Annotated in this window: 22 protein-coding genes; 10 read left to right on the forward strand and 12 right to left on the reverse strand. The window is 59.5% G+C overall.

The annotated features are described in order from the left end of the window. Window positions 1-127: 127 nt before the first annotated feature. Window positions 128-1537 (reverse strand): type I glutamate--ammonia ligase, encoded by a 1410-nt coding sequence (glnA, locus tag GA0061102_RS27745; protein ID WP_092855235.1) that lies wholly within the window; start codon window positions 1535-1537, stop codon window positions 128-130. Window positions 1538-1597: 60 nt separating this feature from the next. Next, entirely contained in the window at window positions 1598-1936 is a 339-nt protein-coding gene (locus tag GA0061102_RS27750; RefSeq protein ID WP_003539626.1) for a P-II family nitrogen regulator, read from the reverse strand. 348 nt (window positions 1937-2284) lie between these two features. On the opposite strand from GA0061102_RS27750, the gene GA0061102_RS27755 reads away from it, so the two are divergent. Then, window positions 2285-3760, forward strand: a complete 1476-nt coding sequence (locus GA0061102_RS27755) for an NAD(P)H-hydrate dehydratase (protein WP_092855237.1) — start codon at window positions 2285-2287, stop codon at window positions 3758-3760. A gap of 4 nt (window positions 3761-3764) precedes the next feature. Here GA0061102_RS27755 and GA0061102_RS27760 read toward each other — a convergent pair whose 3' ends face one another. Beyond that, window positions 3765-4571 carry a DUF72 domain-containing protein gene (locus GA0061102_RS27760; protein ID WP_092855239.1) on the reverse strand — a complete coding sequence of 269 codons (807 nt, stop codon included), beginning with the start codon at window positions 4569-4571 and terminating at the stop codon, window positions 3765-3767. Between the two features lie 33 nt (window positions 4572-4604). After that, window positions 4605-7526: an excinuclease ABC subunit UvrA gene (gene uvrA / locus GA0061102_RS27765; RefSeq protein ID WP_092855241.1), complete on the reverse strand. Its 2922-nt coding sequence runs from the start codon at window positions 7524-7526 to the stop codon at window positions 4605-4607. Window positions 7527-7798: 272 nt separating this feature from the next. On the opposite strand from uvrA, the gene GA0061102_RS27770 reads away from it, so the two are divergent. Continuing rightward, on the forward strand, window positions 7799-8368 hold the full coding sequence (locus tag GA0061102_RS27770; RefSeq protein ID WP_092855243.1) for a single-stranded DNA-binding protein: 570 nt from the start codon (window positions 7799-7801) through the stop codon (window positions 8366-8368). Between the two features lie 74 nt (window positions 8369-8442). Here the strand turns inward: GA0061102_RS27770 and GA0061102_RS27775 are convergent, their stop codons facing one another. Further along, complete coding sequence (locus GA0061102_RS27775; RefSeq protein WP_092855245.1) at window positions 8443-9075, reverse strand: MarC family protein; 633 nt, start codon at window positions 9073-9075, stop codon at window positions 8443-8445. 225 nt (window positions 9076-9300) lie between these two features. Between GA0061102_RS27775 and gyrA the strand changes: the two genes are divergently transcribed. Continuing rightward, window positions 9301-12087: a DNA gyrase subunit A gene (gene gyrA, locus GA0061102_RS27780; RefSeq protein ID WP_092855247.1), complete on the forward strand. Its 2787-nt coding sequence runs from the start codon at window positions 9301-9303 to the stop codon at window positions 12085-12087. A 243-nt stretch (window positions 12088-12330) separates the two neighbouring features. On the opposite strand, the gene GA0061102_RS27785 is transcribed toward gyrA, so the two are convergent. The 4 genes from GA0061102_RS27785 to GA0061102_RS27790 all read right to left on the reverse strand — a co-directional run bounded on the left by GA0061102_RS27785 (window position 12331) and on the right by GA0061102_RS27790 (window position 13503). After that, entirely contained in the window at window positions 12331-12630 is a 300-nt protein-coding gene (locus tag GA0061102_RS27785) for a hypothetical protein (RefSeq protein ID WP_208858711.1), read from the reverse strand. 224 nt (window positions 12631-12854) lie between these two features. Further along, entirely contained in the window at window positions 12855-12989 is a 135-nt protein-coding gene (locus GA0061102_RS33915; RefSeq protein WP_276307824.1) for a hypothetical protein, read from the reverse strand. A 39-nt stretch (window positions 12990-13028) separates the two neighbouring features. Continuing rightward, window positions 13029-13193 (reverse strand): hypothetical protein, encoded by a 165-nt coding sequence (locus tag GA0061102_RS33045; protein ID WP_159432218.1) that lies wholly within the window; start codon window positions 13191-13193, stop codon window positions 13029-13031. A gap of 85 nt (window positions 13194-13278) precedes the next feature. Then, a complete protein-coding gene (locus GA0061102_RS27790) occupies window positions 13279-13503 on the reverse strand; it encodes a hypothetical protein (protein WP_092855248.1) in 225 nt (74 codons plus the stop codon). A gap of 201 nt (window positions 13504-13704) precedes the next feature. Between GA0061102_RS27790 and coaD the strand changes: the two genes are divergently transcribed. The 7 genes from coaD (at window position 13705) to GA0061102_RS27825 (ending at window position 19581) form a co-directional block, all read left to right on the forward strand. After that, complete coding sequence (gene coaD / locus GA0061102_RS27795) at window positions 13705-14217, forward strand: pantetheine-phosphate adenylyltransferase (protein WP_092855250.1); 513 nt, start codon at window positions 13705-13707, stop codon at window positions 14215-14217. A gap of 29 nt (window positions 14218-14246) precedes the next feature. Then, window positions 14247-14819, forward strand: a complete 573-nt coding sequence (locus GA0061102_RS27800) for a peptidylprolyl isomerase (protein WP_092855252.1) — start codon at window positions 14247-14249, stop codon at window positions 14817-14819. 132 nt (window positions 14820-14951) lie between these two features. Further along, window positions 14952-15452, forward strand: a complete 501-nt coding sequence (locus GA0061102_RS27805) for a peptidylprolyl isomerase (RefSeq protein ID WP_092855253.1) — start codon at window positions 14952-14954, stop codon at window positions 15450-15452. Between the two features lie 75 nt (window positions 15453-15527). Continuing rightward, on the forward strand, window positions 15528-16613 hold the full coding sequence (queA, locus tag GA0061102_RS27810) for a tRNA preQ1(34) S-adenosylmethionine ribosyltransferase-isomerase QueA (RefSeq protein ID WP_092855255.1): 1086 nt from the start codon (window positions 15528-15530) through the stop codon (window positions 16611-16613). 6 nt (window positions 16614-16619) lie between these two features. Then, window positions 16620-17750: a tRNA guanosine(34) transglycosylase Tgt gene (gene tgt / locus GA0061102_RS27815; protein ID WP_092855257.1), complete on the forward strand. Its 1131-nt coding sequence runs from the start codon at window positions 16620-16622 to the stop codon at window positions 17748-17750. Between the two features lie 244 nt (window positions 17751-17994). Then, the gene (locus GA0061102_RS27820; protein ID WP_092855259.1) at window positions 17995-18378 is read left to right on the forward strand and encodes a VOC family protein; all 384 of its coding nucleotides are present in this window, start codon (window positions 17995-17997) and stop codon (window positions 18376-18378) included. A gap of 297 nt (window positions 18379-18675) precedes the next feature. Beyond that, on the forward strand, window positions 18676-19581 hold the full coding sequence (locus GA0061102_RS27825) for a cell wall hydrolase (protein ID WP_092855260.1): 906 nt from the start codon (window positions 18676-18678) through the stop codon (window positions 19579-19581). Window positions 19582-19760: 179 nt separating this feature from the next. On the opposite strand, the gene GA0061102_RS27830 is transcribed toward GA0061102_RS27825, so the two are convergent. From GA0061102_RS27830 to GA0061102_RS27840, 3 genes are read right to left on the reverse strand one after another with little or no spacing between them, the layout of a single operon-like run. Further along, window positions 19761-20180: a DUF4864 domain-containing protein gene (locus GA0061102_RS27830; protein WP_092855262.1), complete on the reverse strand. Its 420-nt coding sequence runs from the start codon at window positions 20178-20180 to the stop codon at window positions 19761-19763. A 59-nt stretch (window positions 20181-20239) separates the two neighbouring features. Beyond that, entirely contained in the window at window positions 20240-21505 is a 1266-nt protein-coding gene (gene fabF / locus GA0061102_RS27835) for a beta-ketoacyl-ACP synthase II (protein ID WP_092855264.1), read from the reverse strand. 17 nt (window positions 21506-21522) lie between these two features. Beyond that, window positions 21523-22029 carry a winged helix-turn-helix transcriptional regulator gene (locus GA0061102_RS27840; protein WP_092855266.1) on the reverse strand — a complete coding sequence of 169 codons (507 nt, stop codon included), beginning with the start codon at window positions 22027-22029 and terminating at the stop codon, window positions 21523-21525. Between the last annotated feature and the right edge of the window lie 98 nt (window positions 22030-22127).

The raw sequence follows: 22127 nt of genomic DNA on the forward strand, positions 1-22127 counted from the left end.
ATCTCGAGAGCCGTCTGTTCGGGAGCGGGTTTCTTCAACATGTCCCAGTGAATCATAAACCCCCAGCCAAGGCCAGGGGTTTGTCAGCAATCTGAGCCCCGGCAGGCCGGGGCTTTCGTATCTTATATCAGACCGAATAGTACATGTCGTATTCGACCGGATGCGGGGTCATTTCGTAGCGCATGACTTCCTGCATCTTCAGTTCGATGAAGGAATCGATCTGGTCGTCGTCGAAGACGCCGCCTGCGGTCAGGAACTTGCGATCCTTGTCGAGGCTTTCCAGTGCTTCGCGCAGCGAGCCGCAGACTGTCGGGATCTTCTTCAGTTCCTTCGGCGGCAGATCGTAGAGATCCTTGTCCATGGCCTTGCCGGGATGGATCTTGTTCTTGATGCCGTCGAGGCCGGCCATCAGCATGGCTGCGAAGCCCAGATATGGGTTGGCGGTCGGGTCAGGGAAGCGGACTTCGACGCGCTTTGCCTTCGGGTTCGAGCCGAACGGGATACGGCAGGAGGCGGAGCGGTTGCGAGCCGAGTAGGCGAGCAGAACCGGAGCTTCGTAGCCCGGGACGAGACGCTTGTAGGAGTTCGTCGACGGGTTGGTGAAAGCGTTGATCGCCTTGGCATGCTTGATGATGCCGCCGATGTAGTAGAGGCAGCTCTCGGAGAGGCCTGCATATTCGTCACCAGCGAAGGTCGGCTTGCCGCCCTTCCAGATCGACTGGTGAACGTGCATGCCCGAGCCGTTGTCGCCGAAAATCGGCTTCGGCATGAAGGTTGCCGTCTTGCCGTAGGCATTGGCGACCTGATGCACGACGTATTTGTAGATCTGCATGCCGTCGGCGCTGCGAACCAGCGTGTCGAACTTGATGCCGAGTTCGTGCTGGGCGGCAGCGACTTCGTGGTGATGCTTTTCGACGACGACACCCATCTCGGTGAGAACCGTCAGCATCTCGGAACGCATGTCCTGGCAGCTGTCGATCGGCGGAACCGGGAAGTAGCCACCCTTGACGCGGGGACGGTGACCGAGGTTGCCGGTCTCATAATCCGTATCGTCGTTGGACGGCAGTTCGCTGGAATCGAGCTTGAAGCCGGTATTGTAGGGGTCGGCCTTGTACTTGACGTCGTCGAAGACGAAGAATTCGGCTTCCGGGCCGAAGAAGGCGGTGTCGCCGATGCCGGAGGCCTTCAGGTAGGCTTCGGCCTTCTTGGCGGTGCCGCGCGGATCGCGATTGTAGGCTTCGCCCGAAACCGGATCGAGAATATCGCAGAGAATGACCATGGTGGATTGTGCGAAGAACGGATCCATGTGGACCGTGTCCGGATCGGGCATCAGCACCATGTCGGATTCGTTGATGGCCTTCCAGCCCCCAATCGAGGAGCCGTCGAACATGACGCCGTCGGCGAACATGTCTTCGTCGACGCAGATCACGTCCATGGTAACGTGCTGAAGCTTGCCCTTCGGGTCGGTGAAACGCAAGTCAACGAACTTGACGTCGTTGTCCTTGATTTGCTTCAGAATATCGCTTGCGGTCGTCATTAAACTGCTTCCCTTGACTTAGATGACGATTACGAGCCTCGGCTGTGAGGGCCGGGCGGGTTAGATGGCGTCGATGCCCGTTTCACCGGTGCGGATTCGGATGACTTCCTCCACATTGGAGACGAAAATCTTTCCGTCGCCGATACGGCCGGTTTGGGCGGCCTTGCGGATGGCGTCGATCACCGCCTCCGCATTTTCGTCTGCCAATACGACTTCGACCTTCACCTTCGGCAGGAAGTCGACGACGTATTCGGCGCCGCGGTAAAGCTCCGTGTGGCCCTTTTGACGACCGAAGCCCTTCGCTTCCGTGACGGTGATACCCTGCAGGCCGACTTCCTGAAGGGCTTCCTTCACTTCGTCGAGCTTGAAGGGCTTGATGATCGCTTCGATCTTTTTCATGAGAAAATGTCTCTCCGCTTCTCCTGTTACAGCAGGACTACTCCCCGCTCGACCAACGTATGCACGTATCGTGCCAAATGGGAAACGGCCTCTGTAAAAAATCCCGGCGAATTCGCACCGAGACGATGAATTGATGAGGATTTTTCAGAAAAATGGAAGAGATTTCGCGCCGAAATGGGTCGGATAAGTAAAATTTCGCAAAAAAGTGCCATGCACGTCATATTCCCGCTCTCACAAGACCTTGAATGAACTTGTTTAATCGATGTGCAAATGCATATTCTTTGTTCAAAATGGATGCTGGAATTGCGGTTGTTTTTCAGGCAGATTTCGCGTCTATAATGTTGCCTCATGATGTTACCGCTCGCCGATCTGCTCCTCTCTCCCGACGATATGGCCGCAGTCGATAGGGACGCTGCGGCTTCCGGCATCGATTCCTACGGGCTAATGGAAAAAGCGGGGCAAGCCGTCACCGCAAGCGCGCTTCGGCACTTTCCCGAGGCGCTGCGTTTCGTCGTGCTTTGCGGACCGGGCAACAATGGCGGCGATGGCTATGTGGCGGCTCGCGCGCTGCAGCAGACGGGAGCCATGGTGCTGCTTTTCCATTTGGGTGACCCGGGGCGGCTGAAAGGCGATGCGGCACGCGCCTTTGCCGGCTGCCCGGTTGAGGGAGAGGCGATTGCAAGCTATGCGCCGCGCCCCGGCGATGTCGTCATCGACGCGATCTTTGGTGCGGGCTTGTCTCGTCCGGTTCCGGATGAAGTCGAGGCTGTCATTGCGCGCGTTGCCGAGGTGGACGTTCCCGTTATCGCCGTTGATTTGCCCTCCGGTCTTGACGGGTCGAGCGGTCAGATCCTTGGCGCAGCCTTTCGCGCGACGCACACCGTGACCTTCATGACGCGCAAGCCGGGTCATCTCCTGCTGCCCGGCCGCGATCTTTGCGGCCGACTGGAAGTCTTCGACATCGGCATTCCCGACCGGATTGTCCGCGCCCATGCCGATAGCTTGATCGGCGAAAATACCCCGGCACAATGGCAGGCAAAGATACCGTCGGCAGGTGCCGATACTTACAAGTACAAGCGTGGTCATCTGGTCGTTTTTTCCGGTGGGCCTAATGCGACGGGCGCGGCGCGCATGTCCGCTATGGCCGGGCTGAAGGCTGGAGCGGGGCTTGTCACCATTGCTTCGCCGGCAGAGGCAATGAGCGTCAATGCGGGCCTGCTCACGGCAATCATGCTGCATGCTGTCGAGGATGAAGCGTCGTTGCGGGAATGGCTTGCCGATCAACGCCTTTCGACCTTCATTCTCGGACCTGGTTTTGGCACCGGCGAGAAGGCTCGACAATTCTGCCTCGCGCTCGCCGATCGCCATCTGGTGCTGGATGCCGATGGCATCACCTCGTTTCGCGACGACCCGAAAAGGCTTTTTGACGCCTTTACCGAGGGGCCGACACGATTGGTGCTGACGCCGCACGAAGGCGAGTTCGCACGGCTCTTCCCTGATATCGCCGCCGATACGGTCTTGAGTAAAGTCGACAAGGCGAGAGCGGCAGCTGCGAGAGCCCATGCCGCCATCATCTACAAGGGTGCCGATAGCGTCATTGCCGCGCCGGACGGAAGGGCGCTGATCAACGCCAACGCGCCGCCGTGGCTCGCCACAGCCGGCTCCGGCGATGTGCTGGCCGGTATCGTCGGCGGGCTTATGGCACAAGGCGCGCCGGCTTTTGAGGCCGCCGCCGCCGGGGTCTGGCTGCATGGCCTCGCTGGCCAGCATGCCGGCAAGGGGCTGACGGCCGAAGATCTCGTCGCCAACGTCAGGCCGCTTTGAGTCGTTACTTTGCGACCTCTTGCTGCAAGGCAATCGCACCCGGAGGGGCGTTTACCTTGCCCTCGTGGATCATGAAGGCAAAGACATCGCGAGGTTCGACCTTGACCTTGCGGCCCGCATCGATCAGCGGCAGATCGTCCGGCACTTTGCCGTCTGCCCAGGTTTTCAGGCGATCGGCCCAGGCCTTCAGATCCTTCGGCGGATAGCAGGTCTTGATCTCGTCCGAGCCTTTCTGAAGGCGGGCATAGACGAAATCGGCGGTCACATCCGCGATCATCGGATATTCGAAATGTTCTGCGCAGACCGGTGCGACATTGTATTTCTCGAGCAGTACAATGAACTCCGGCACCTTGAAGGAATCGTGCCGGACTTCGACAACGTGCTTCAGGGCAAGACCATCCTGCTTGGTCGGCAGCAGCTTCAGGAACGCCTCGAAATCATCCGGGTCGAATTTCTTCGTCGGGGCAAACTGCCAAAGCAGCGGACCGAGATGATCCCCAAGCTCGCTGATGCCGGACTCCAGAAACTTCTGCATCGATTCACCGGCTTCGGACAGAACCCGGCGATTGGTGACGAAGCGCGTGGCCTTCAGGGAGAAGATGAACCCATCCGGCACATCGGCAGCCCATTTAGCGAAGACCTCGGGCTTCTGCGTGCTGTAATAGGTGCCGTTGACCTCGATCACCTTCAGCTGACGGCTGGCGTAATTGAGTTCGTCCTTCTGCTTCAGCGTATCGGGATAGAAGGTCCCGCGCCAAGGCTCAAAAGTCCAGCCGCCGATGCCTGTGCGGATTTCGCCCGCTTTGGTCATTCTCTCCTCCATGGACGTTCATCGGGTGAAACTTCACTCCGCCGCTGCAACTTTCTTCATCGGCCGCCGCTCCAGCAATTCTCTAAGGAACTGGCCCGTATAGGAGCGCTTCTCCTTGACGATGGTCTCCGGCGTGCCCACCGCCACGATCTCGCCGCCGCCATCGCCACCTTCGGGACCGAAATCAAGAATCCAGTCTGCTGTCTTGATGACTTCGAGATTGTGCTCGATGACCACGACCGAATTGCCCTGATTGACCAACTCATGCAGCATTTCCAGAAGCTTGGCGACGTCGTGGAAATGGAGCCCGGTGGTCGGTTCGTCGAGAATATAGAGCGTGCGGCCCGTCGATCGCTTCGACAGCTCCTTGGCTAGCTTGACGCGCTGCGCCTCGCCACCCGAAAGCGTATTGGCCTGCTGTCCCACCTTGATATAGCCGAGACCGACATCCTTCAGGCTCTGCAACTTGTCGCGCACGGCAGGGACGGCGGCAAAGAAATCGACCCCTTCTTCGACCGTCATGTCGAGCACATCGGCGATCGACTTGGTCTTGAAGGTGACGTTCAGCGTCTCCCTGTTGTAGCGCTTGCCGTGGCAGACGTCGCAAGTCACGTAGACGTCGGGCAAGAAGTGCATCTCGATCTTGATAACGCCGTCGCCCTGGCAGGCCTCGCAGCGGCCACCTTTGACGTTGAAGGAGAAGCGGCCCGGCTGATAGCCGCGCGCCTTGGCCTCAGGCAGTCCGGCAAACCAGTCGCGGATCGGCGTGAAGGCGCCGGTATAGGTCGCCGGGTTCGACCGCGGCGTGCGGCCGATCGGCGATTGGTCGATGTCGATCACCTTGTCGATATGTTCGAAGCCATCGATTCGATCATGATCGGCCGGGATTTCACGCGCGCCCATGACGCGCCGCGCAGCCGACTTGTAAAGCGTCTCGATCAGGAAGGTGGACTTGCCGCCGCCGGACACGCCGGTGACCGCCGTGAAGACGCCGAGCGGAATGGAGGCCGTGACATCCTTGAGGTTGTTGCCTCTTGCGCCGACGACCTTGATTTCCTTGCCCTTCTTGGGCTTCCGACGCTCTTCGGGAACGGGCACGCCAAGTTCGCCGGAGAGATATTTTCCCGTCAGCGACTTCGGGTTCGCCATGATGTCCTGCGGCGTCCCATGCGCAATGACCTGGCCGCCATGCACGCCGGCCGCCGGACCGATATCGACAACGTCGTCGGCCGTCAGGATCGCATCCTCGTCATGCTCGACGACAATAACCGTGTTGCCGATATCGCGCAGGTGCTTCAACGTTTCCAGAAGGCGGGCATTGTCGCGCTGATGCAGGCCGATCGACGGTTCGTCGAGCACATAGAGCACGCCCGTCAGCCCCGAACCGATCTGCGATGCCAGCCGGATGCGCTGGCTTTCGCCGCCCGAAAGCGTGCCGGAATTGCGCGACAGGCTCAGATATTCGAGGCCGACATCGTTGAGGAAGCGCAGGCGATCGCGGATCTCCTTCAAAATACGCACCGCGATTTCGTTCTGCTTGTCGGTGAAGGTCTCCGGCAGCTCGTTGAACCAGTCGCGGGCGATGCGGATCGACATTTCCGCTACCTGACTGATGTGCAGCTTGTTGATCTTGACCGCCAAGGCTTCCGGCTTCAGGCGATAGCCGTTGCAGGCCGGGCAGGGCGCCGCCGACATGTAACGCTCGATCTCTTCGCGCGCCCAGGCGGAATCCGTTTCCTTCCAGCGGCGCTCAAGGTTCGGCACGATGCCTTCGAAATTCTTGTGCGTCGTGTAGGAACGGGCCCCATCGGCATAATGGAACTCGATCTTGTCTTCCGTGCCGTTCAGAATGACGTCCTGAGCCTTTTCGGATAGTTCGTTCCAACGGCTGCCGAGCTTGAAGCCGTAATGCTTGCCGAGCGCTTCGAGCGTCTGGTTGTAATAGGGCGAGCTGGTCTTGGCCCAGGGAGCAATTGCGCCGTCACGCAGCGTCCGCTCCGGCTCCGGCACGATCAGATCCCGATCGATCTTCTGCTGCGAGCCGAGGCCGTCGCAGGAAGGGCAGGCGCCGAAGGGATTGTTGAACGAGAACAGGCGTGGTTCGATTTCCGGAATGGTGAAGCCGGAAACCGGGCAGGCAAACTTCTCCGAGAACAAAACGCGCTCATGCGTCTCGTTCAGCGACTTGTTGGCCGAGCCGCCGGCGGCGGTTTCTTCGGGCGGCAATGGCTTGTCGGCGAATTCAGCAACGGCAAGGCCATCGGCAAGACGCAGCGACGTTTCGAAGCTGTCGGCCAGGCGAGCCGCCATGTCGGGCCGCACGACGATACGGTCGACCACCACGTCGATGTCGTGCTTGTACTTCTTGTCGAGCGCCGGCACATCGGCGATCTCGTAGAACTGCCCGTCGACCTTGACGCGCTGGAAGCCCTTTTTCATGAGCTCCGCCAGTTCCTTCTTGTATTCGCCCTTACGCCCGCGCACGAGCGGCGCCAGAATATAGAGCCTGGTGCCTTCCTCGTAGGCGAGCACCCGATCCACCATCTGGCTGACCGTCTGGCTCTCGATCGGCAGGCCGGTAACCGGCGAATAGGGCACGCCGACGCGCGCGAACAGCAGGCGCATATAGTCGTAGATTTCGGTGACCGTGCCGACCGTCGAGCGCGGATTGCGCGAGGTCGTCTTCTGCTCGATCGAAATGGCGGGCGACAGACCGTCGATCTGGTCGACATCCGGCTTCTGCATCATTTCGAGGAACTGGCGCGCATAGGCCGAAAGGCTTTCGACATAGCGTCGCTGTCCCTCGGCGTAGATGGTGTCGAAGGCAAGCGACGACTTGCCGGAGCCGGAAAGGCCGGTCATGACAATCAGCTTGTTGCGCGGCAGGTCGAGGTCGATGCCCTTGAGATTGTGCTCGCGCGCACCACGTATGGAAATAGTCTTCAGTTCGCTCATCGTCGTATGCAGGTCCCTTGGAGTCTGCCTTTATTTAGTGATGTCAGCTCGCGAGTCGAGGCTGAAATGAAAGGTTGGAGCCGGGTTTTCGATTCCGTTGACACGATCATAAAGACAAATTAGAACAAAGAAAGAACAAAATTGCCTTTGGATATTTCTTTGTGGATGAAGATGCCTCTGGCAGTGCTGGAACAACACCTGATGATGGCAATGGTCTAAGGTGTGTCAATAAAATTTAGGGGCCGTCGATGGGCGGCAAATAGGGTGATGTCATGGCCGGTAGTGTGAACAAGGTAATTCTGATTGGAAATCTCGGAGCGGACCCGGAAATCCGCCGCACGCAGGACGGCCGGCCGATCGCCAATCTCAACATCGCCACCTCGGAAACTTGGCGCGACCGTAATTCCGGCGAGCGCAAGGAAAAGACGGAATGGCATCGCGTTGTCATCTTCAATGAAGGCCTCTGCAAGGTCGCCGAGCAATATTTGAAGAAGGGCGCCAAGGTTTATATCGAAGGCGCGCTTCAGACGCGCAAATGGCAGGACCAGAACGGCCAGGATAAGTACTCGACGGAAATCGTGCTGCAGGGCTTCAATTCGACCCTCACCATGCTGGATGGCCGCGGAGAAGGCGGCGGCTCGGAAGGCGGCAGTCGTGGCGGTCGCGGCGGCGGTGACTTTGGTGGCGGCTATGGCGGTGATTATGGTGGCGACGATTACGGCCAGCCGTCCTCGCAGGGCGCTTCGCGCGGTGGCGGAGGCGGTAACCGCGGCGGTGGTAGCCCGGCAGGCGGTAGTGGCGGCAACTTTTCGCGCGATCTGGACGACGATATCCCGTTCTGAGCCTGACGGCACAGCCGAAGGATTTTCTCGAAGCCCGCCTTATCGGCGGGCTTTTTGCGTGACGAGGCCAAATTTCAGGGAAGAGTCAGCGCCGCCCTTGCACCGTCCACGACGAATTGCGCGGCAAGCGCGGCGAGAATGACCCCGAGCAGGCGGGTCAGGATGGCGCGGCCGGTCGCTCCGAGCATGCGGTCGAGCCTGTCGGAAATGGCAAGTGCGGCAAAGACGAGGGCAAGATTGACGGCGATGACGCCGATCAGTTGCGCGCGGTCGAGCGTCGTCTGCAGCGAGCCTGCCAGCAGGATCGTGGCCGAGATTGCGCCCGGACCGGCGATCAGGGGCAGGGCGAGCGGAAAGACTGCGATATTGCGGATATGATCCTGCGTGATCGCCACCTCGGTCGTCTTTTCCTTCCGGTCCTGCCGCCGCTCGAATACCATCTCGAAAGCGATCCAGAAAAGCAGCAGGCCGCCTGCGATACGGAAGGCGCCGATGGAGATGCCGAGAACGCCGAGGACGCTCGCGCCGAACAGGGCAAAAGCCGCCAGAATGAAGAAGGCGATCAGCGAGCCGCGCAAGGCCACCTGCTTGCGCTCGGAGCGGTTCATGCCAGCCGTGAGGCCGATGAACAACGGCGCTAGCCCCGGCGGATCGACTGTGACAAGGAGAGTCGTGAAGGCATTGATCAGCGTATCCGCACTTGCCATATGTTCCCCGGAGACTGTTCTATCGTTGTTATCAGCCATTGTTATGCGAGGAATGTGCTTTCGCAAAGCGTAATGCATCGCTATAGGCGGGTTGCGCCACGGAAATGTTCGATTTCATGGCTTAAAGAGGCAAAAGCCTGTTCACAAACGTCGGCCCAAATTGGCGCTCGCCGGGCCTTTCGGCTATAAATTTCGCAGTGATTCTAAAAGAGATCGTGATCTGTTTTGACTGAGCAAACACCACCCGGCGGCGGGAAGCTCCCGCCAGGCATCGAGCCGATTTCCATCATGGAGGAAATGCAGCGGTCGTATCTCGATTACGCCATGAGCGTAATCGTCAGCCGCGCGCTTCCCGATGTCCGCGATGGTCTCAAGCCAGTTCATCGGCGCATCCTCTATGCCGCCCATGAAAGCGGCTATCACTGGAACCGCAAATATGTGAAGTCAGCTCGTCCCGTCGCCGACGTCATGGGTAAATACCACCCCCACGGCGACGCTTCGATCTACGATGCCTTGGTCCGCATGGCGCAGAACTGGTCGATGCGTGTGCCGCTCATCGACGGGCAGGGCAATTTCGGTTCGATCGACGGCGACCCGCCGGCGGCGATGCGCTACACGGAATCGCGCCTGACCAAGGTCGCCCATGAGCTGATCGAGGATATCGACAAGGAAACGGTCGATTTCCAGGAAAACTACGATGCGACTTCGGAAGAGCCGAAGGTTCTGCCGGCACGCTTCCCCAATCTGCTCGTCAACGGCTCCGGCGGCATCGCCGTCGGCATGGCGACGAATATTCCGCCGCACAATCTGTCGGAAGTGGTCGATGGCTGTATTGCGCTGATCGACAATCCGGCGATCGAGCTGCCCGAGATGATGCAGATCATCCCCGGTCCGGATTTTCCGACCGGCGCGAAGATCCTCGGCCGTGCCGGTATCCGTTCCGCCTATGAGACGGGCCGCGGCTCCGTCGTCATGCGTGGCGTCGCGACGATCGAGCCGATGCGCGGCGATCGCGAGCAGATCATCATCACAGAAGTCCCTTTCCAGGTGAACAAGGCGTCGATGATCGAGAAGATGGCCGAGCTCGTGCGCGAAAAGCGCATCGAGGGTATCTCGGACCTTCGCGACGAATCCGACCGTCAGGGCTATCGCGTCGTCGTCGAGTTGAAGCGAGATGCCAACGCCGATGTCATTCTGAACCAGCTCTATCGTTATACGCCGCTACAGACCTCGTTCGGCTGCAACATGGTGGCGCTGAACGGTGGCAAGCCCGAACTAATGAACCTTATGGACATGCTGCGCGCTTTCGTGGCTTTCCGTGAGGAAGTCATCAGCCGCCGCACCAAATATCTGCTGCGCAAGGCGCGTGACCGCGCCCACGTTTTGGTCGGTCTGGCGATTGCGGTCGCCAATATCGACGAAGTCATCCGCGTTATTCGCCAGGCGCCGGATCCGCAATCGGCCCGCGAAGAGCTGATGACGCGCCGCTGGAACGCCGCCGATGTCGAATCGCTTATCCGGCTAATCGACGATCCGCGTCACCGCATCAACGAGGATGGCACCTACAACCTCTCGGAAGAGCAGGCACGCGCCATTCTCGAACTGCGACTGGCTCGCCTGACCGCCCTCGGTCGCGACGAAATCGACGAGGAACTCAATCAGATCGGCGCCGAGATCAAGGATTACCTTGATATTCTGTCTTCGCGCCTGCGCATCCAAACCATTGTAAAAGAAGAGCTTGCGGCCGTTCGCGACGAGTTTGGAACGCCGCGGCGCACCGAGATCGTCGATGGCGGTCTCGAAATGGACGACGAGGATCTGATCGCTCGCGAAGACATGGTCGTCACCGTTTCGCACCTTGGCTACATCAAGCGTGTGCCGCTGACGACCTATCGTGCGCAGCGCCGCGGCGGCAAGGGCCGCTCGGGCATGACGACCCGTGACGAAGATTTCGTTACCCGGCTATTCGTTCTCAATACGCATACGCCGGTCCTGTTCTTCTCGTCTCATGGTATCGTCTACAAGGAGAAAGTCTGGCGCCTGCCGATCGGCACGCCGACCTCGCGCGGCAAGGCGTTGATCAACATGCTGCCGCTGGAGCCCGGCGAACGTATCACGACAATCATGCCGCTGCCCGAGGATGAGGATAGCTGGGATAATCTCGACGTCATGTTCACCACGACGCGCGGAACGGTGCGCCGTAATAAGCTGTCGGACTTCGTGCAGGTGAACCGCAACGGCAAGATCGCCATGAAGCTCGAGGAAGAGGGCGACGAAATCCTCTCTGTCGAGACCTGCACCGAGCAAGACGACGTGCTGATGACGACGGCGCTTGGCCAGTGCATCCGCTTCTCGGTTTCGGACGTGCGTGTCTTTGCCGGCCGCAATTCGATCGGCGTTCGCGGCATCAACCTGGCAGCTGGCGACCGCATTATCTCCATGACGATCGTCCGCCATGTGGATGCAGAACCTTGGGAGCGCGCCGCCTATCTCAAGCGCTCCGTCGGCGAGCGCCGCTCCGCAACCGGCGAGGACGAGGAAATCGCGCTGGTCGGCGAAGAAGTCACCGAAGAGGGACAGCTGAACGATGAGCGCTACGAGGAGCTGAAGGCGCTGGAGCAATTCGTTCTGACGGTTTCGGAAAAGGGTTTCGGCAAGCGCTCCTCCTCCTACGACTTCCGTATCTCCGGTCGCGGCGGCAAGGGTATTCGCGCCACCGACACGTCGAAGACTGGCGAGATCGGCGAGCTCGTTGCCGCCTTCCCGGTCGAAGACGGCGATCAGATCATGCTCGTCTCGGATGGCGGTCAGTTGATCCGTGTTCCCGTTGGCGGCATACGCGTCGCCAGCCGTGCCACCAAGGGCGTTACCATCTTCTCGACCGCCAAGGATGAGAAGGTGGTATCCGTCGAGCGCATCAGCGAGCCGGAAGGCGAAGACGATGCGGGCGCCGACGATGAAGCGACCAACGGTGAGGCCGGCGGTGACGTCGAGGGCGCAAGCGGGGAATAGGGATCGCAGCGTCGAATGGCGACCGGCGGCAATCGGTTCGCCGTGATGAAAGAATAAAGTCGTTACGATCGCCTAAGTCTGCCGTGAAAAGCAATCTTAGGCGATTTCTTTTGGATCAGTGCCGAATATCAGGCGCCTGAAATTTCAAAGATGTCCGGTACCCTTTATTCGGGTCGCCTTTTGTCGGCGGAAAAGGCCGGCAATACTTCGAGGCTAGCCCGGTCTAATTGCGCCAATACCTCCTCATAGCCGAAACGAGAGCGCCAACTGGGGGGTATCTGCCAAAATCGAGGCATAGATGCGATCGATCTTTTGCGACAGGGGCCATTTGCGGCGGTCGAATTCCGCTGCAAGCGCTGGAGCGCGCAATCTAGTGACGGATGCCGCATCGGTTGCGAGGGATGCGCAGTCCTCCGGCTCGAAGGGCGTGGTGGCCGAGATAATGTGCCGTTGAAACGGATCGCCGCTATTCGTCAAAGCCGCCGTATGGGCATCGGCGACGTCACGGATGTCGACCCCGCGATGCAAGCGATAGGCCGCCATCCATTGCCGGGCTCAGGAAAGCTGGGAGCCATGCGCAAAACGCGCACCTCAAAATCCGAACAAGCCATCGCTTGCAGGATCCGCTCCGCCTCGAGCTTCGTGCGATGGCAGATGCTCCTGGGTTCGCGCTGGCAGCGGTCGCTGGAATGAAAAAACCGGACGCTGGAGGCGCCCGGTTTTTGTTCAGTCAAGCACACTTGGGAGATGTGAATGATATAAGGAGATCAGAGCGTCTTGTGACGCTTATGCAGCCTCTTGCTCTCTTCGCTCTCGCGATGGAGCGCCGAAATAGTAGATGCAACGGAGACGACAAACATGATGCTGATGAACAGTGTAAGCATCGTCAAAATCGTGAACATGATCGCTCCCTCCTTTGGTGGGACTAGCGTTCAGATCCCTTAATACTGGCTTACGGCAATGAAGTTACGAGCCGAAGCAAAGGGACCATAGATCTTCGACTGGTCGGGCTTTTGATCGTAAAGTGCGATGGTGGCCGCGAGCATTCCCGTAATCATGGTCATCCAAACAGCGTTAATAAGGGTGATCTTGTGGGACATACTCATCTTCCTTCTTGCCGCAATGTGCAGTCTGAGTTTCGAAGTTTAAACGCAGCGGTTTGCAAATGGTTCCGCCGATGTTGAGAGGTATCTAGCAATGCGTGCCTGAAGCGACTTTGAATGCCTTGTTCATCTGGCGTTCAGATTCGCGATGCGTTTTGCGCATGGCAATGACGATTTCTTGGGCAGAATCCACGTTTTCCGCGGCTTCTGGCGTAGCAGCCCATTCGATCTCGTATTTTTCGCAGAAAAGATGAACGAGGTATTCGACGAAAAATGAACAGACGATGGCGACCGTAATAATGAAGACCAACATGGCGTGACATTCCCAGAGCCGAGGTCGGCGAGCCGTTGAAACCGGCCCGCCTTGATGTTGGCGTCAGTAATGCATTGTCGATCTGAAACAGGCTTGAATGCCGCATTCATCTGCGGTTCAGAGGCAGCCTGCGGGTTGCAAATGACTTGCGATGTTGCCCCATCCGTGACAAAAGGCGTCGAAACAACGAGCCGGCCTGGTATGACGACAGCCTTTTATCCCGGATCCTTCGACCCGATGACCAACGGACATCTGGATGTCCTCGTGCAGGCGCTGAATGTCGCCTCCAGAGTCATCGTGGCGATCGGCGTTCATCCCGGTAAGAAGCCGCTTTTCTCTTTCGAGGAGAGAGCGGAACTGATCCGCAGATCGCTTACGGATGCTTTGCCGCATAAAGCGGGTGACATCTCTGTCGTCGCCTTCGAAAATCTGGTGGTCGACGCCGCCCGCGCCCATGGCGCTACCTTGCTGGTGCGCGGCCTGCGCGATGGTACAGACCTCGACTATGAGATGCAGATGGCTGGCATGAACCGGCAGATGGCGCCCGATATCCAGACGTTGTTTCTGCCGGCCGGTACGGCTTCGCGGCCCATAACCGCCACATTGGTGCGGCAGATCGCATCCATGGGCGGTGACGTCAGCACCTTCGTGCCGCCGGCGGTTCTGGAAGCCCTGACCGCCAAACTCAAAGACAAGACCAGCGCCAAAAGCTGAGCCGAAATCCATTTCCGAACGGAGCACCCATGAAACTCTTTCATATCGCAATGGCAGGCGCTTTGAGCCTTGCCGCCTTCGCAGGTAGCACAATCTCGGCTGCTGCTGCGGACCTTCTGACGATCCAGCTCAAGGACGGCCCGGTCGTCATCCAGCTGATGCCAGAGGTTGCTCCGAAGCATGTCGCGCAGATCGAGGCGCTGGCCAAGAAGGGGGCGTATGATAACGTCGTATTCCACCGCGTTATCGATGGCTTTATGGCCCAGACCGGCGATGTCCAGTACGGCAATACGACGAAGGGTTATAATGCGGGCAAGGCCGGCACCGGCGGTTCCGATTTGCCGAACCTTCCGGCCGAATTCTCCAAGACACCCTTCACGCGCGGCACTGTCGGCATGGCGCGCGCTCAGGATCCGAATTCCGCCAACTCGCAGTTCTTCATCATGTTTGCCAATGGCGATTTCCTGAACGGCCAGTATACGGTCGTCGGCAAGGTCGTCTCCGGCATGGAACTTGTCGACAAGATCAAGCGCGGCGAAGGCCAGAACGGCGAAGTGAGCAACCCGGACAAGATGATCAAGGTCACTGTCACCAAGAAGTAATTTCACAGGCATGATCCCCAGAATGCCTCTGTGGCTTTGGGCAAGGTCATGCTGAATCAGGCGACATGACCCCAAAAGTGCCGCGCGGCGCTCGGGGCATGCGCAATCAAGAAGAGAGAAGAGGAAACGAACATGGCTGAGATCAAGGATCCAGAAAACACCCTCATCCTGGAAACCACCAAGGGCCAGGTTGTCATTCAGCTTCTGCCGCAGGTCGCTCCCGAGCATGTTGCCCGCATCAAGGAACTGGCACGCGAAAAGGCTTACGACAATGTCGTGTTCCATCGCGTCATCGATGGCTTCATGGCCCAGACCGGCGATGTCGAACATGGCAAGGTCGGCGGCAACACCGCTCGCGCCGGCACGGGCGGCTCGTCCAAGCCGGACCTGAAGGCGGAATTCTCCGCGACCTCGCATATTCGTGGCACCTGCTCGATGGCGCGTTCGCAGAACCCGAACTCGGCAAACTCGCAGTTCTTCATCTGCTTTGCCGACGCACCTTGGCTGAATAAGCAGTACTCCGTTTGGGGGCAGGTGATCTCCGGTATGGACAATGTCGACAAGATCAAGCGCGGCGAGCCGGTGAAGGATCCGGATTCGATCGTATCCGCGCGGGTTGCCGCCGACGTCTGATCGTGATTATTCCTGAAACCCGCCTCTTGCGCCTCGGGCGTGAGGGGCGGGTTTCGCTTTGCCTGGATGAGTTGAATGCGTGTTGACCTTTTCGATTTCGATTTGCCGGACGAGCGTATTGCGCTCAGGCCTGCCGAGCCGCGTGACAGCGCGCGCCTGCTCGTCGTCGATCCGAACAACGAAGCAAACACGCTGAGCGACCATCAGGTGCGGGATCTGCCGTCCTTCCTGCGTCCTGGCGATGCCATGGTCTTCAACGATACCAGGGTCATCCCGGCGCAACTGGAAGGCATTCGCTACCGCGAGGGTGCTCCCGGCCAGCAGGTTTCGGCAACCTTGCATATGCGCGTTGCACCTGATCGCTGGAAGGCTTTCGCCAAGCCCGGCAAGCGCATCAAGATCGGCGATCGCATCCAGTTCGGCCACGGCGAGAATGTCTGCGCACTCGGCACGCTCGACGCAACGGTCGAGGATAAGGGCGAGGGCGGCGAGATCACTCTGCGGTTCGATCTATCCGGTCCTGCTCTCGATGAGGCGATCGCCACCGTAGGGCATATTCCGCTGCCGCCCTATATCGCGGCGAAGCGCTCGGAAGACGAGCGTGATCGCGCCGATTATCAGACGATCTATGCGCGTGAAGAGGGCGCCGTCGCGGCACCTACAGCAGGCCTGCATTTCACGCCGCCGCTGTTTGCCGCGCTCGATGCCATGGGTATCGAGCGGCATTTTGTGACGCTACATGTCGGCGCCGGTACCTTCCTGCCGGTCAAGTCCGACGATACCGACGACCACAAGATGCATTTCGAGATCGGTTATGTCGATGCCGCTACCGCTGCAAAGTTGAATGCCGTCAAGGCGAGGGGCGGGCGCATCGTCTGCGTCGGAACCACGTCGCTGAGATTGATCGAAAGTGCCGCCGCCGATGATGGCACGATCAAGCCCTGGCAGGGTGCCACGGGCATTTTCATCACGCCCGGCTACCGCTTCAAGGCCGTCGACATGCTGATGACCAATTTCCACCTGCCGCGTTCGACCCTGTTCATGCTCGTATCGGCCTTTGCCGGCCTCGATACGATGCGCGCGGCCTATACCCACGCTATCGAGACGGGCTATCGCTTCTATTCCTATGGCGATGGCAGCCTGCTCTACCGGAAAGACTAGGACGAAATGAGCGAGAGCTTTCAGTTTCAATTGAAGAAAACCGATGGCGGCGCGCGCCTCGGCGAAGTCTCAATGCCGCGCGGGACGATCCGCACGCCGGCCTTCATGCCTGTCGGCACGGTCGGCACCGTCAAGGCCATGTACCTCGATCAGGTGCGCGAGACGGGTGCCGATATCATACTCGGTAATACCTATCATCTGATGCTGCGCCCGACCGCCGAGCGTGTCGCCCGCTTGGGCGGCCTGCACCAGCTGATCCGCTGGCCGCATCCGATCCTCACCGATTCCGGCGGTTTTCAGGTGATGTCGCTCTCAGGTCTGCGCAAGCTGGACGAGCAGGGCGTCACCTTCAAATCGCATGTCGATGGCAGCCTGCATCACATGTCGCCGGAGCGGTCGATCGAGATCCAAGGACTGCTCGATTCCGACATCCAGATGCAGCTCGATGAGTGCGTCGCCTTGCCGGCGACGCCGAAGGACATCGAGCGCGCCATGGAAATGTCGCTGCGCTGGGCGGAGCGCTGCAAGGTGGCTTTCGGCAACCAGCCCGGCAAGGCGATGTTCGGCATCGTGCAGGGCGGCGATGTTCCGGAGCTTCGTGTCCGGTCCGCGCAGGCGCTGAGCAGCATGGACTTGAAGGGCTATGCGGTCGGCGGCCTTGCCGTTGGCGAGCCGCAGGAAGTCATGCTGCGCATGCTCGAGATCACTCTTCCTGAGCTGCCGACGGAGAAGCCGCGTTACCTGATGGGCGTCGGCACGCCGGACGACATCCTGAAGTCCGTCGCACGCGGCATCGACATGTTCGATTGCGTGATGCCGACCCGCTCGGGCCGTCATGGATTGGCCTTCACCCGGCGCGGCAAGGTGAATATCCGCAATGCTCGCCATGCCGAAGACATGCGCCCGCTGGACGAACAGTCGAATTGCCCGGCTTCGCGTGATTATTCGCGCGCTTATCTGCATCATCTCGTCCGTGCAAACGAAGCGCTCGGCGGCATGCTGCTCTCCTGGCACAATCTCGCCTATTACCAGGAACTGATGCAGGGCATCCGCCAGGCGATCGCCGAAGGCCGCTTCGCTGATTTCATGGCCGAAACGCAGGAGAACTGGGCGAGAGGCGATCTCGAGCCAGTCTAATCGCCGACACTGGCGAGTTGACAGTTTGCGTTCGCTTGTCTGTCAGGCGATTTCGCGCTATCGACGAACCGTCGGAAAAGGCAGGGTCGGTTTCGGTAAGCCCGACCCCTTCCATTCGGAAGCTCTGCTCCACGCCATTGGCGTGAGAACCCACGACGCGGAACTTGGCCATTCTGGCCGAGTGTCCCGCGTTGACGTAGGCTTTTGACCGACATGTCTCCGCGGGAAACCCCTTGGAGCTGTCATGAGATTGAACCACTTGGATTTGCATGTTCCCGATGTCGCCGCGACCCGGGATTTTCTTGTTGCTGCCTTCGGCCTGACCGAGGTCGAGACGCGCGGTGCAAATGGTCTCGCCATCCTGCGCGATGATGCCGGACTTGAACTGGTCATCAGCCATCCCATCGAGAAATTCGGCGGCGCTGATACGGTGGCGGTCGGGCGCAATACCTATCACATCGGCTTCATCTTACCGTCCCGCGAGGCGGTGGATGCGCAGTATGAGAGGGTCAGGCTGGCGGGTGGCGAGGTCTGGCAGCCGCCTGCCGCCGTGCGTGGCGGATGGCTGTTCTACTGCTTCGCGCCCGGGCGAATCCTCATCGAAATCGGATGGCGCCAAACCTCTTAAGGCGTTTGGTAAATCCTTTATTATCGATTGATCGCTATCTTTAACGCACATCCTTTTGAGTCGGCTGGAACGGGCTTGCCTCAGGCATTCTCTGTCTTCAGCCATGTCTCGAAATGGCATTGGTTACAATAAAGCATTGGGAAAAATAGCGAATCGGAATAAATGGTCCATCCGCCTTTGAGAAATATCATTGGCTGATTTGATTGCGTTGCCGCTTGGAATTTCAAAAAAATCCAGCTAAAACGCATTTTCTTGATCGATAAGGGCTGTACTACCGAAAATAGGAGGCACTTGCCGTTGAGGGCGCAACGCAAATTCGGGACATGTCTTTCGGGGCTATTGGTTGTCGGTCTGGCCGCCACCAGCTGCACGACGACACAGAAGACAACACCCACCCCTCGCAATACCACGAAGCCCATTCGTGCAGCGAAAGTAACGTATAACTACACCGCTAAAGACAAGGATTGTCTTGAACGCGTGATGTATTTCGAATCGCAACATTCCGACCCGGGCGGTTACATGGCCGTCGGAACGGTCGTGATGAACCGACTGACTTCCGGTGCCTATCCGCCCACGATCTGCGGTGTCGTTTCTCAGGAAAGGCAGTTTGCTCCAGGCTTGATGACCAAGGAAGTCAAGGATCAGGCAAAGCCGGATCTGGACGTCGCCGCTTCGGCGATCCTGCGCGGTGAGCGGCACCCCCAGGTGAAGGACGCGATGTTCTTCCACACCCAGGGTCTGCGGTTCCCCTACGATAACATGCACTATGTCGCGATAGCCGGCGGAAACGCCTTCTATGAGAAGCGCGGTCGGGATGGTGAATTGCAGACGCCGGCACCGCTTCCTGCCTACGAAGTCGCGATGAATTACGTATCCAATCAAGGCGGCTCACAGTCTCCGTTCGTTCTGCCGGAAATGCAGCCGCTGCAGCAGCAGGCCCCGTCCGTCGCGACCTTTACGCCGGTCTCGAACCCGACCGTGAGCATATCGGCCGCGCCGGCGACCATTCCGGCAGCGGTTCCTATCCCGACGCCGGCGCCCACGTCGATGTCGATTTCGGGGCCGATCACGGATGCGAATGCCTTCGTGGCTCCGACTGCGACACCGATGCCGGTCTCGACAGTCGTCATTCCGCAGCCGCGCCCGGAATTCCAGGGCACTGGCGCCAATTTTTCGACTACTTCGCCTAGAATTCGCGGCTAGGGCAATTCCAGGAAAAGTGCGCAGCGGTTTTCCGTCCTGGATTGCGTAAAAACAATAAGTTAGAGCGGTACTCAGATTCCATGGAAAACTGAACCGCTCTAGCAAAGCGGTCGCAAACCAGTAGCCAGCGCGTATCGTCTTCAGCGACGAGCGCGCGGCTTCCCAGCACTTCAAGCTGTTCAGATGCCTTGGCTCGCTGTGTTGCGGAGAATCTGCACGCCGTTGATCTTGTAGCCGCCATCCGGTTGGCGGGTTATCTGATAGATCGCTGTCCAATCTTTCCCGTCTGTGCCGGTGATCATCACCTCCTGATAGACGACGGCGCCGTTGTCGATCGCGCGGCTCTTGCCGAAGGCGTAGTTACCGGGATGATAGACCGGCTGATAGGCCTTCTTCACCATGGCAAAGAAGCTGTCCTTGTCGGGGAAGAGCGCCTTGATGCCGGGTGCCGCGAAGGAATAGGCGGTAGCGGCATCATCATGCAAGAAGGCGCCTATCTGTGCCTGAATCAAGGTCTGGGCTGTTTGCACAGGATCCTCGGCATGCGCTGTCGAAGCAAGGGCGAGGCATAGAATAGCAGCTAAGGGAAATGCACGCATGGGTGACCTCCAGCTATGTGGAGGTCAGAATAGCGCGCTTCCTGTCACCGCGACAGTGGTTACTGCCAGCGGCGGAAGAGGGCGCTGGCATTGACGCCGCCGAAACCGAAGCCGTTGGAGATCGCATAGTCCATGGTCATCGGCCGGGCTGTTGCGCCGACGATATCGATGCCCTCGGCCGCTGCATCCGGATCCTGCAAATTGCGGGTTGGCGGGACAATTTGGTCGCGCAGCGCCATGATGGTGAAGATCGCTTCCATGCCGCCGGCAGCACCTAGGAGGTGGCCGGTCGCCGCCTTTGTGCCGCTGACGGCGATCGCGCCATCTCGGCCGAAGACGGTCTTGACGGCCTCCATCTCGCCGCGGTCGCCGACCGGTGTCGACGTAGCATGCGCATTCAGATGCTTGACCTCGGCGGGGAGAATCCGGGCCTGAGACAGGGCCGCAAGCATGGCCCGCCGAGCGCCGTCGCCATCTTCGGGACCGGCTGTCATGTGATAGGCGTCCGCCGCTGTGCCGTACCCCACAAGTTCGGCAAGCGGCGTCGCGCCACGGGCAAGCGCGTGTTCCAATGTCTCGATGACGAGCATGCCGGCGCCTTCGCCCATGACGAAGCCATCGCGAGCGCTGTCGAACGGGCGGGAAGCTTCCTCCGGCCGATTACTGAAGCCGGTGGAAAGTGCACGCGCGGCGGCAAAGCCTCCGAGGCTCACCTTGTCGATGCAGGCTTCCGCTCCTCCGCAAATGGCAACATCGGCCTCGCCGGCGCGGATCAGCCTCGCAGCGTCACCGATGGCCTGGACACTGGCAGCACAGGCCGTAACCGGCGCACCGAGCGGCCCCTTATATCCATAGCGGATGCTGACCTGGCCGGCGGCGAGATTGACGAGGAAGGAGGGAACGGTGAAGGGCGACAGCCGTCTGACACCGCGTGTTTCAGCCGTGCGCACCGCATCGGCGATGGCCGGAAAGCCGCCGACACCCGATGCGATCACCGTTGCGGTCCGCTCGAGTTCGCCAACATCAGTCGGCTGCCACCCGGCCTGGAGGATGGCTTCCTCGGCAGCCGCCATGGCGAAGAGGATGAAGCGATCCATCTTCTTCTGGTCCTTGACCGGCACGTAACGATCGACATCGAAGCCGGCTTCGGCGTCCTCCGCTATATCGAGGACAACGCCGCCGACCTTGGCGGCGAGATCGCCGACCATCTCCCCAGGCAGAAGCCTGAGGCCGGAGCGCCCCTCAATCAGCCGTTTCCAGCTTGCGTTGACACCCACGCCCAAGGGCGAAACCAGTCCCATGCCGGTGACGACGATACGATCCATATCTTGCTCCTATTCGGTCAGGCGTCGAAGCCCAGAAACCATGCTTTCATCTGGTCGATGCGCTCATGAACCGCGTCGTCGGCCGCAGGCCCCGGCACGAGGATCGTGTCCTCGGGCTGAAAGGGGCGGCCGGTGACGCGGTCGATGAGAAGCGGGTCGCGGTCTTCGCCGGTATTGGCGTCGGCGAGCCGCACGGCGATCTCTTCGGGCGGCAGATGCCGATTGCCCCAGGTGAAAAGCGCCATCAGAACGGGGAAGAAGTCGCGGCCCTTGTCGGTCAGCACATATTCGTAGCGCGGCGGCCGCTCATGATAGAGACGCCGTTCGAACAGACCTTCGTCCGTCAGATGCTTGAGCCGACGCGTCAATATGTTCGGCGCGACGCCGAGACTTTTCTGGAATTCATCGAACCGGCTCAATCCCTGAAGCGCATCGCGCAGGATCAGAATACTCCACCAGTCACCGACGCTTTCGAGCGCACGGGCAGCGGGGCATTTGAAGGTGCTGAAGCTCGTTCTTTGCATGGGTAGGGCAGATAGCATGAGTAACTATCATGATGCAAGTTACTATATGGAAGCTTGGATCAAGTAACCCCCGATGACAAAAAAGCTCGCCTTCCCCT

The organism is Martinezella miluonensis (assembly GCF_900094545.1).
GTDB lineage: Bacteria > Pseudomonadota > Alphaproteobacteria > Rhizobiales > Rhizobiaceae > Rhizobium > Rhizobium miluonense.

Coding starts and splice junctions, on each gene's coding strand:
- glnA (WP_092855235.1), bottom strand. CDS start 1,537: ATGACGACCGCAAGCGATATTCTGAAGCAAATCAAGGACAACGACGTC.
- GA0061102_RS27750 (WP_003539626.1), bottom strand. CDS start 1,936: ATGAAAAAGATCGAAGCGATCATCAAGCCCTTCAAGCTCGACGAAGTG.
- GA0061102_RS27755 (WP_092855237.1), top strand. CDS start 2,285: ATGATGTTACCGCTCGCCGATCTGCTCCTCTCTCCCGACGATATGGCC.
- GA0061102_RS27760 (WP_092855239.1), bottom strand. CDS start 4,571: ATGACCAAAGCGGGCGAAATCCGCACAGGCATCGGCGGCTGGACTTTT.
- uvrA (WP_092855241.1), bottom strand. CDS start 7,526: ATGAGCGAACTGAAGACTATTTCCATACGTGGTGCGCGCGAGCACAAT.
- GA0061102_RS27770 (WP_092855243.1), top strand. CDS start 7,799: ATGGCCGGTAGTGTGAACAAGGTAATTCTGATTGGAAATCTCGGAGCG.
- GA0061102_RS27775 (WP_092855245.1), bottom strand. CDS start 9,075: ATGGCAAGTGCGGATACGCTGATCAATGCCTTCACGACTCTCCTTGTC.
- GA0061102_RS27785 (WP_208858711.1), bottom strand. CDS start 12,630: ATGGCGGCCTATCGCTTGCATCGCGGGGTCGACATCCGTGACGTCGCC.
- GA0061102_RS33915 (WP_276307824.1), bottom strand. CDS start 12,989: ATGTTCACGATTTTGACGATGCTTACACTGTTCATCAGCATCATGTTT.
- GA0061102_RS33045 (WP_159432218.1), bottom strand. CDS start 13,193: ATGAGTATGTCCCACAAGATCACCCTTATTAACGCTGTTTGGATGACC.
- GA0061102_RS27790 (WP_092855248.1), bottom strand. CDS start 13,503: ATGTTGGTCTTCATTATTACGGTCGCCATCGTCTGTTCATTTTTCGTC.
- coaD (WP_092855250.1), top strand. CDS start 13,705: ATGACGACAGCCTTTTATCCCGGATCCTTCGACCCGATGACCAACGGA.
- GA0061102_RS27800 (WP_092855252.1), top strand. CDS start 14,247: ATGAAACTCTTTCATATCGCAATGGCAGGCGCTTTGAGCCTTGCCGCC.
- GA0061102_RS27805 (WP_092855253.1), top strand. CDS start 14,952: ATGGCTGAGATCAAGGATCCAGAAAACACCCTCATCCTGGAAACCACC.
- queA (WP_092855255.1), top strand. CDS start 15,528: ATGCGTGTTGACCTTTTCGATTTCGATTTGCCGGACGAGCGTATTGCG.
- tgt (WP_092855257.1), top strand. CDS start 16,620: ATGAGCGAGAGCTTTCAGTTTCAATTGAAGAAAACCGATGGCGGCGCG.
- GA0061102_RS27820 (WP_092855259.1), top strand. CDS start 17,995: ATGAGATTGAACCACTTGGATTTGCATGTTCCCGATGTCGCCGCGACC.
- GA0061102_RS27830 (WP_092855262.1), bottom strand. CDS start 20,180: ATGCGTGCATTTCCCTTAGCTGCTATTCTATGCCTCGCCCTTGCTTCG.
- fabF (WP_092855264.1), bottom strand. CDS start 21,505: ATGGATCGTATCGTCGTCACCGGCATGGGACTGGTTTCGCCCTTGGGC.
- GA0061102_RS27840 (WP_092855266.1), bottom strand. CDS start 22,029: ATGCAAAGAACGAGCTTCAGCACCTTCAAATGCCCCGCTGCCCGTGCG.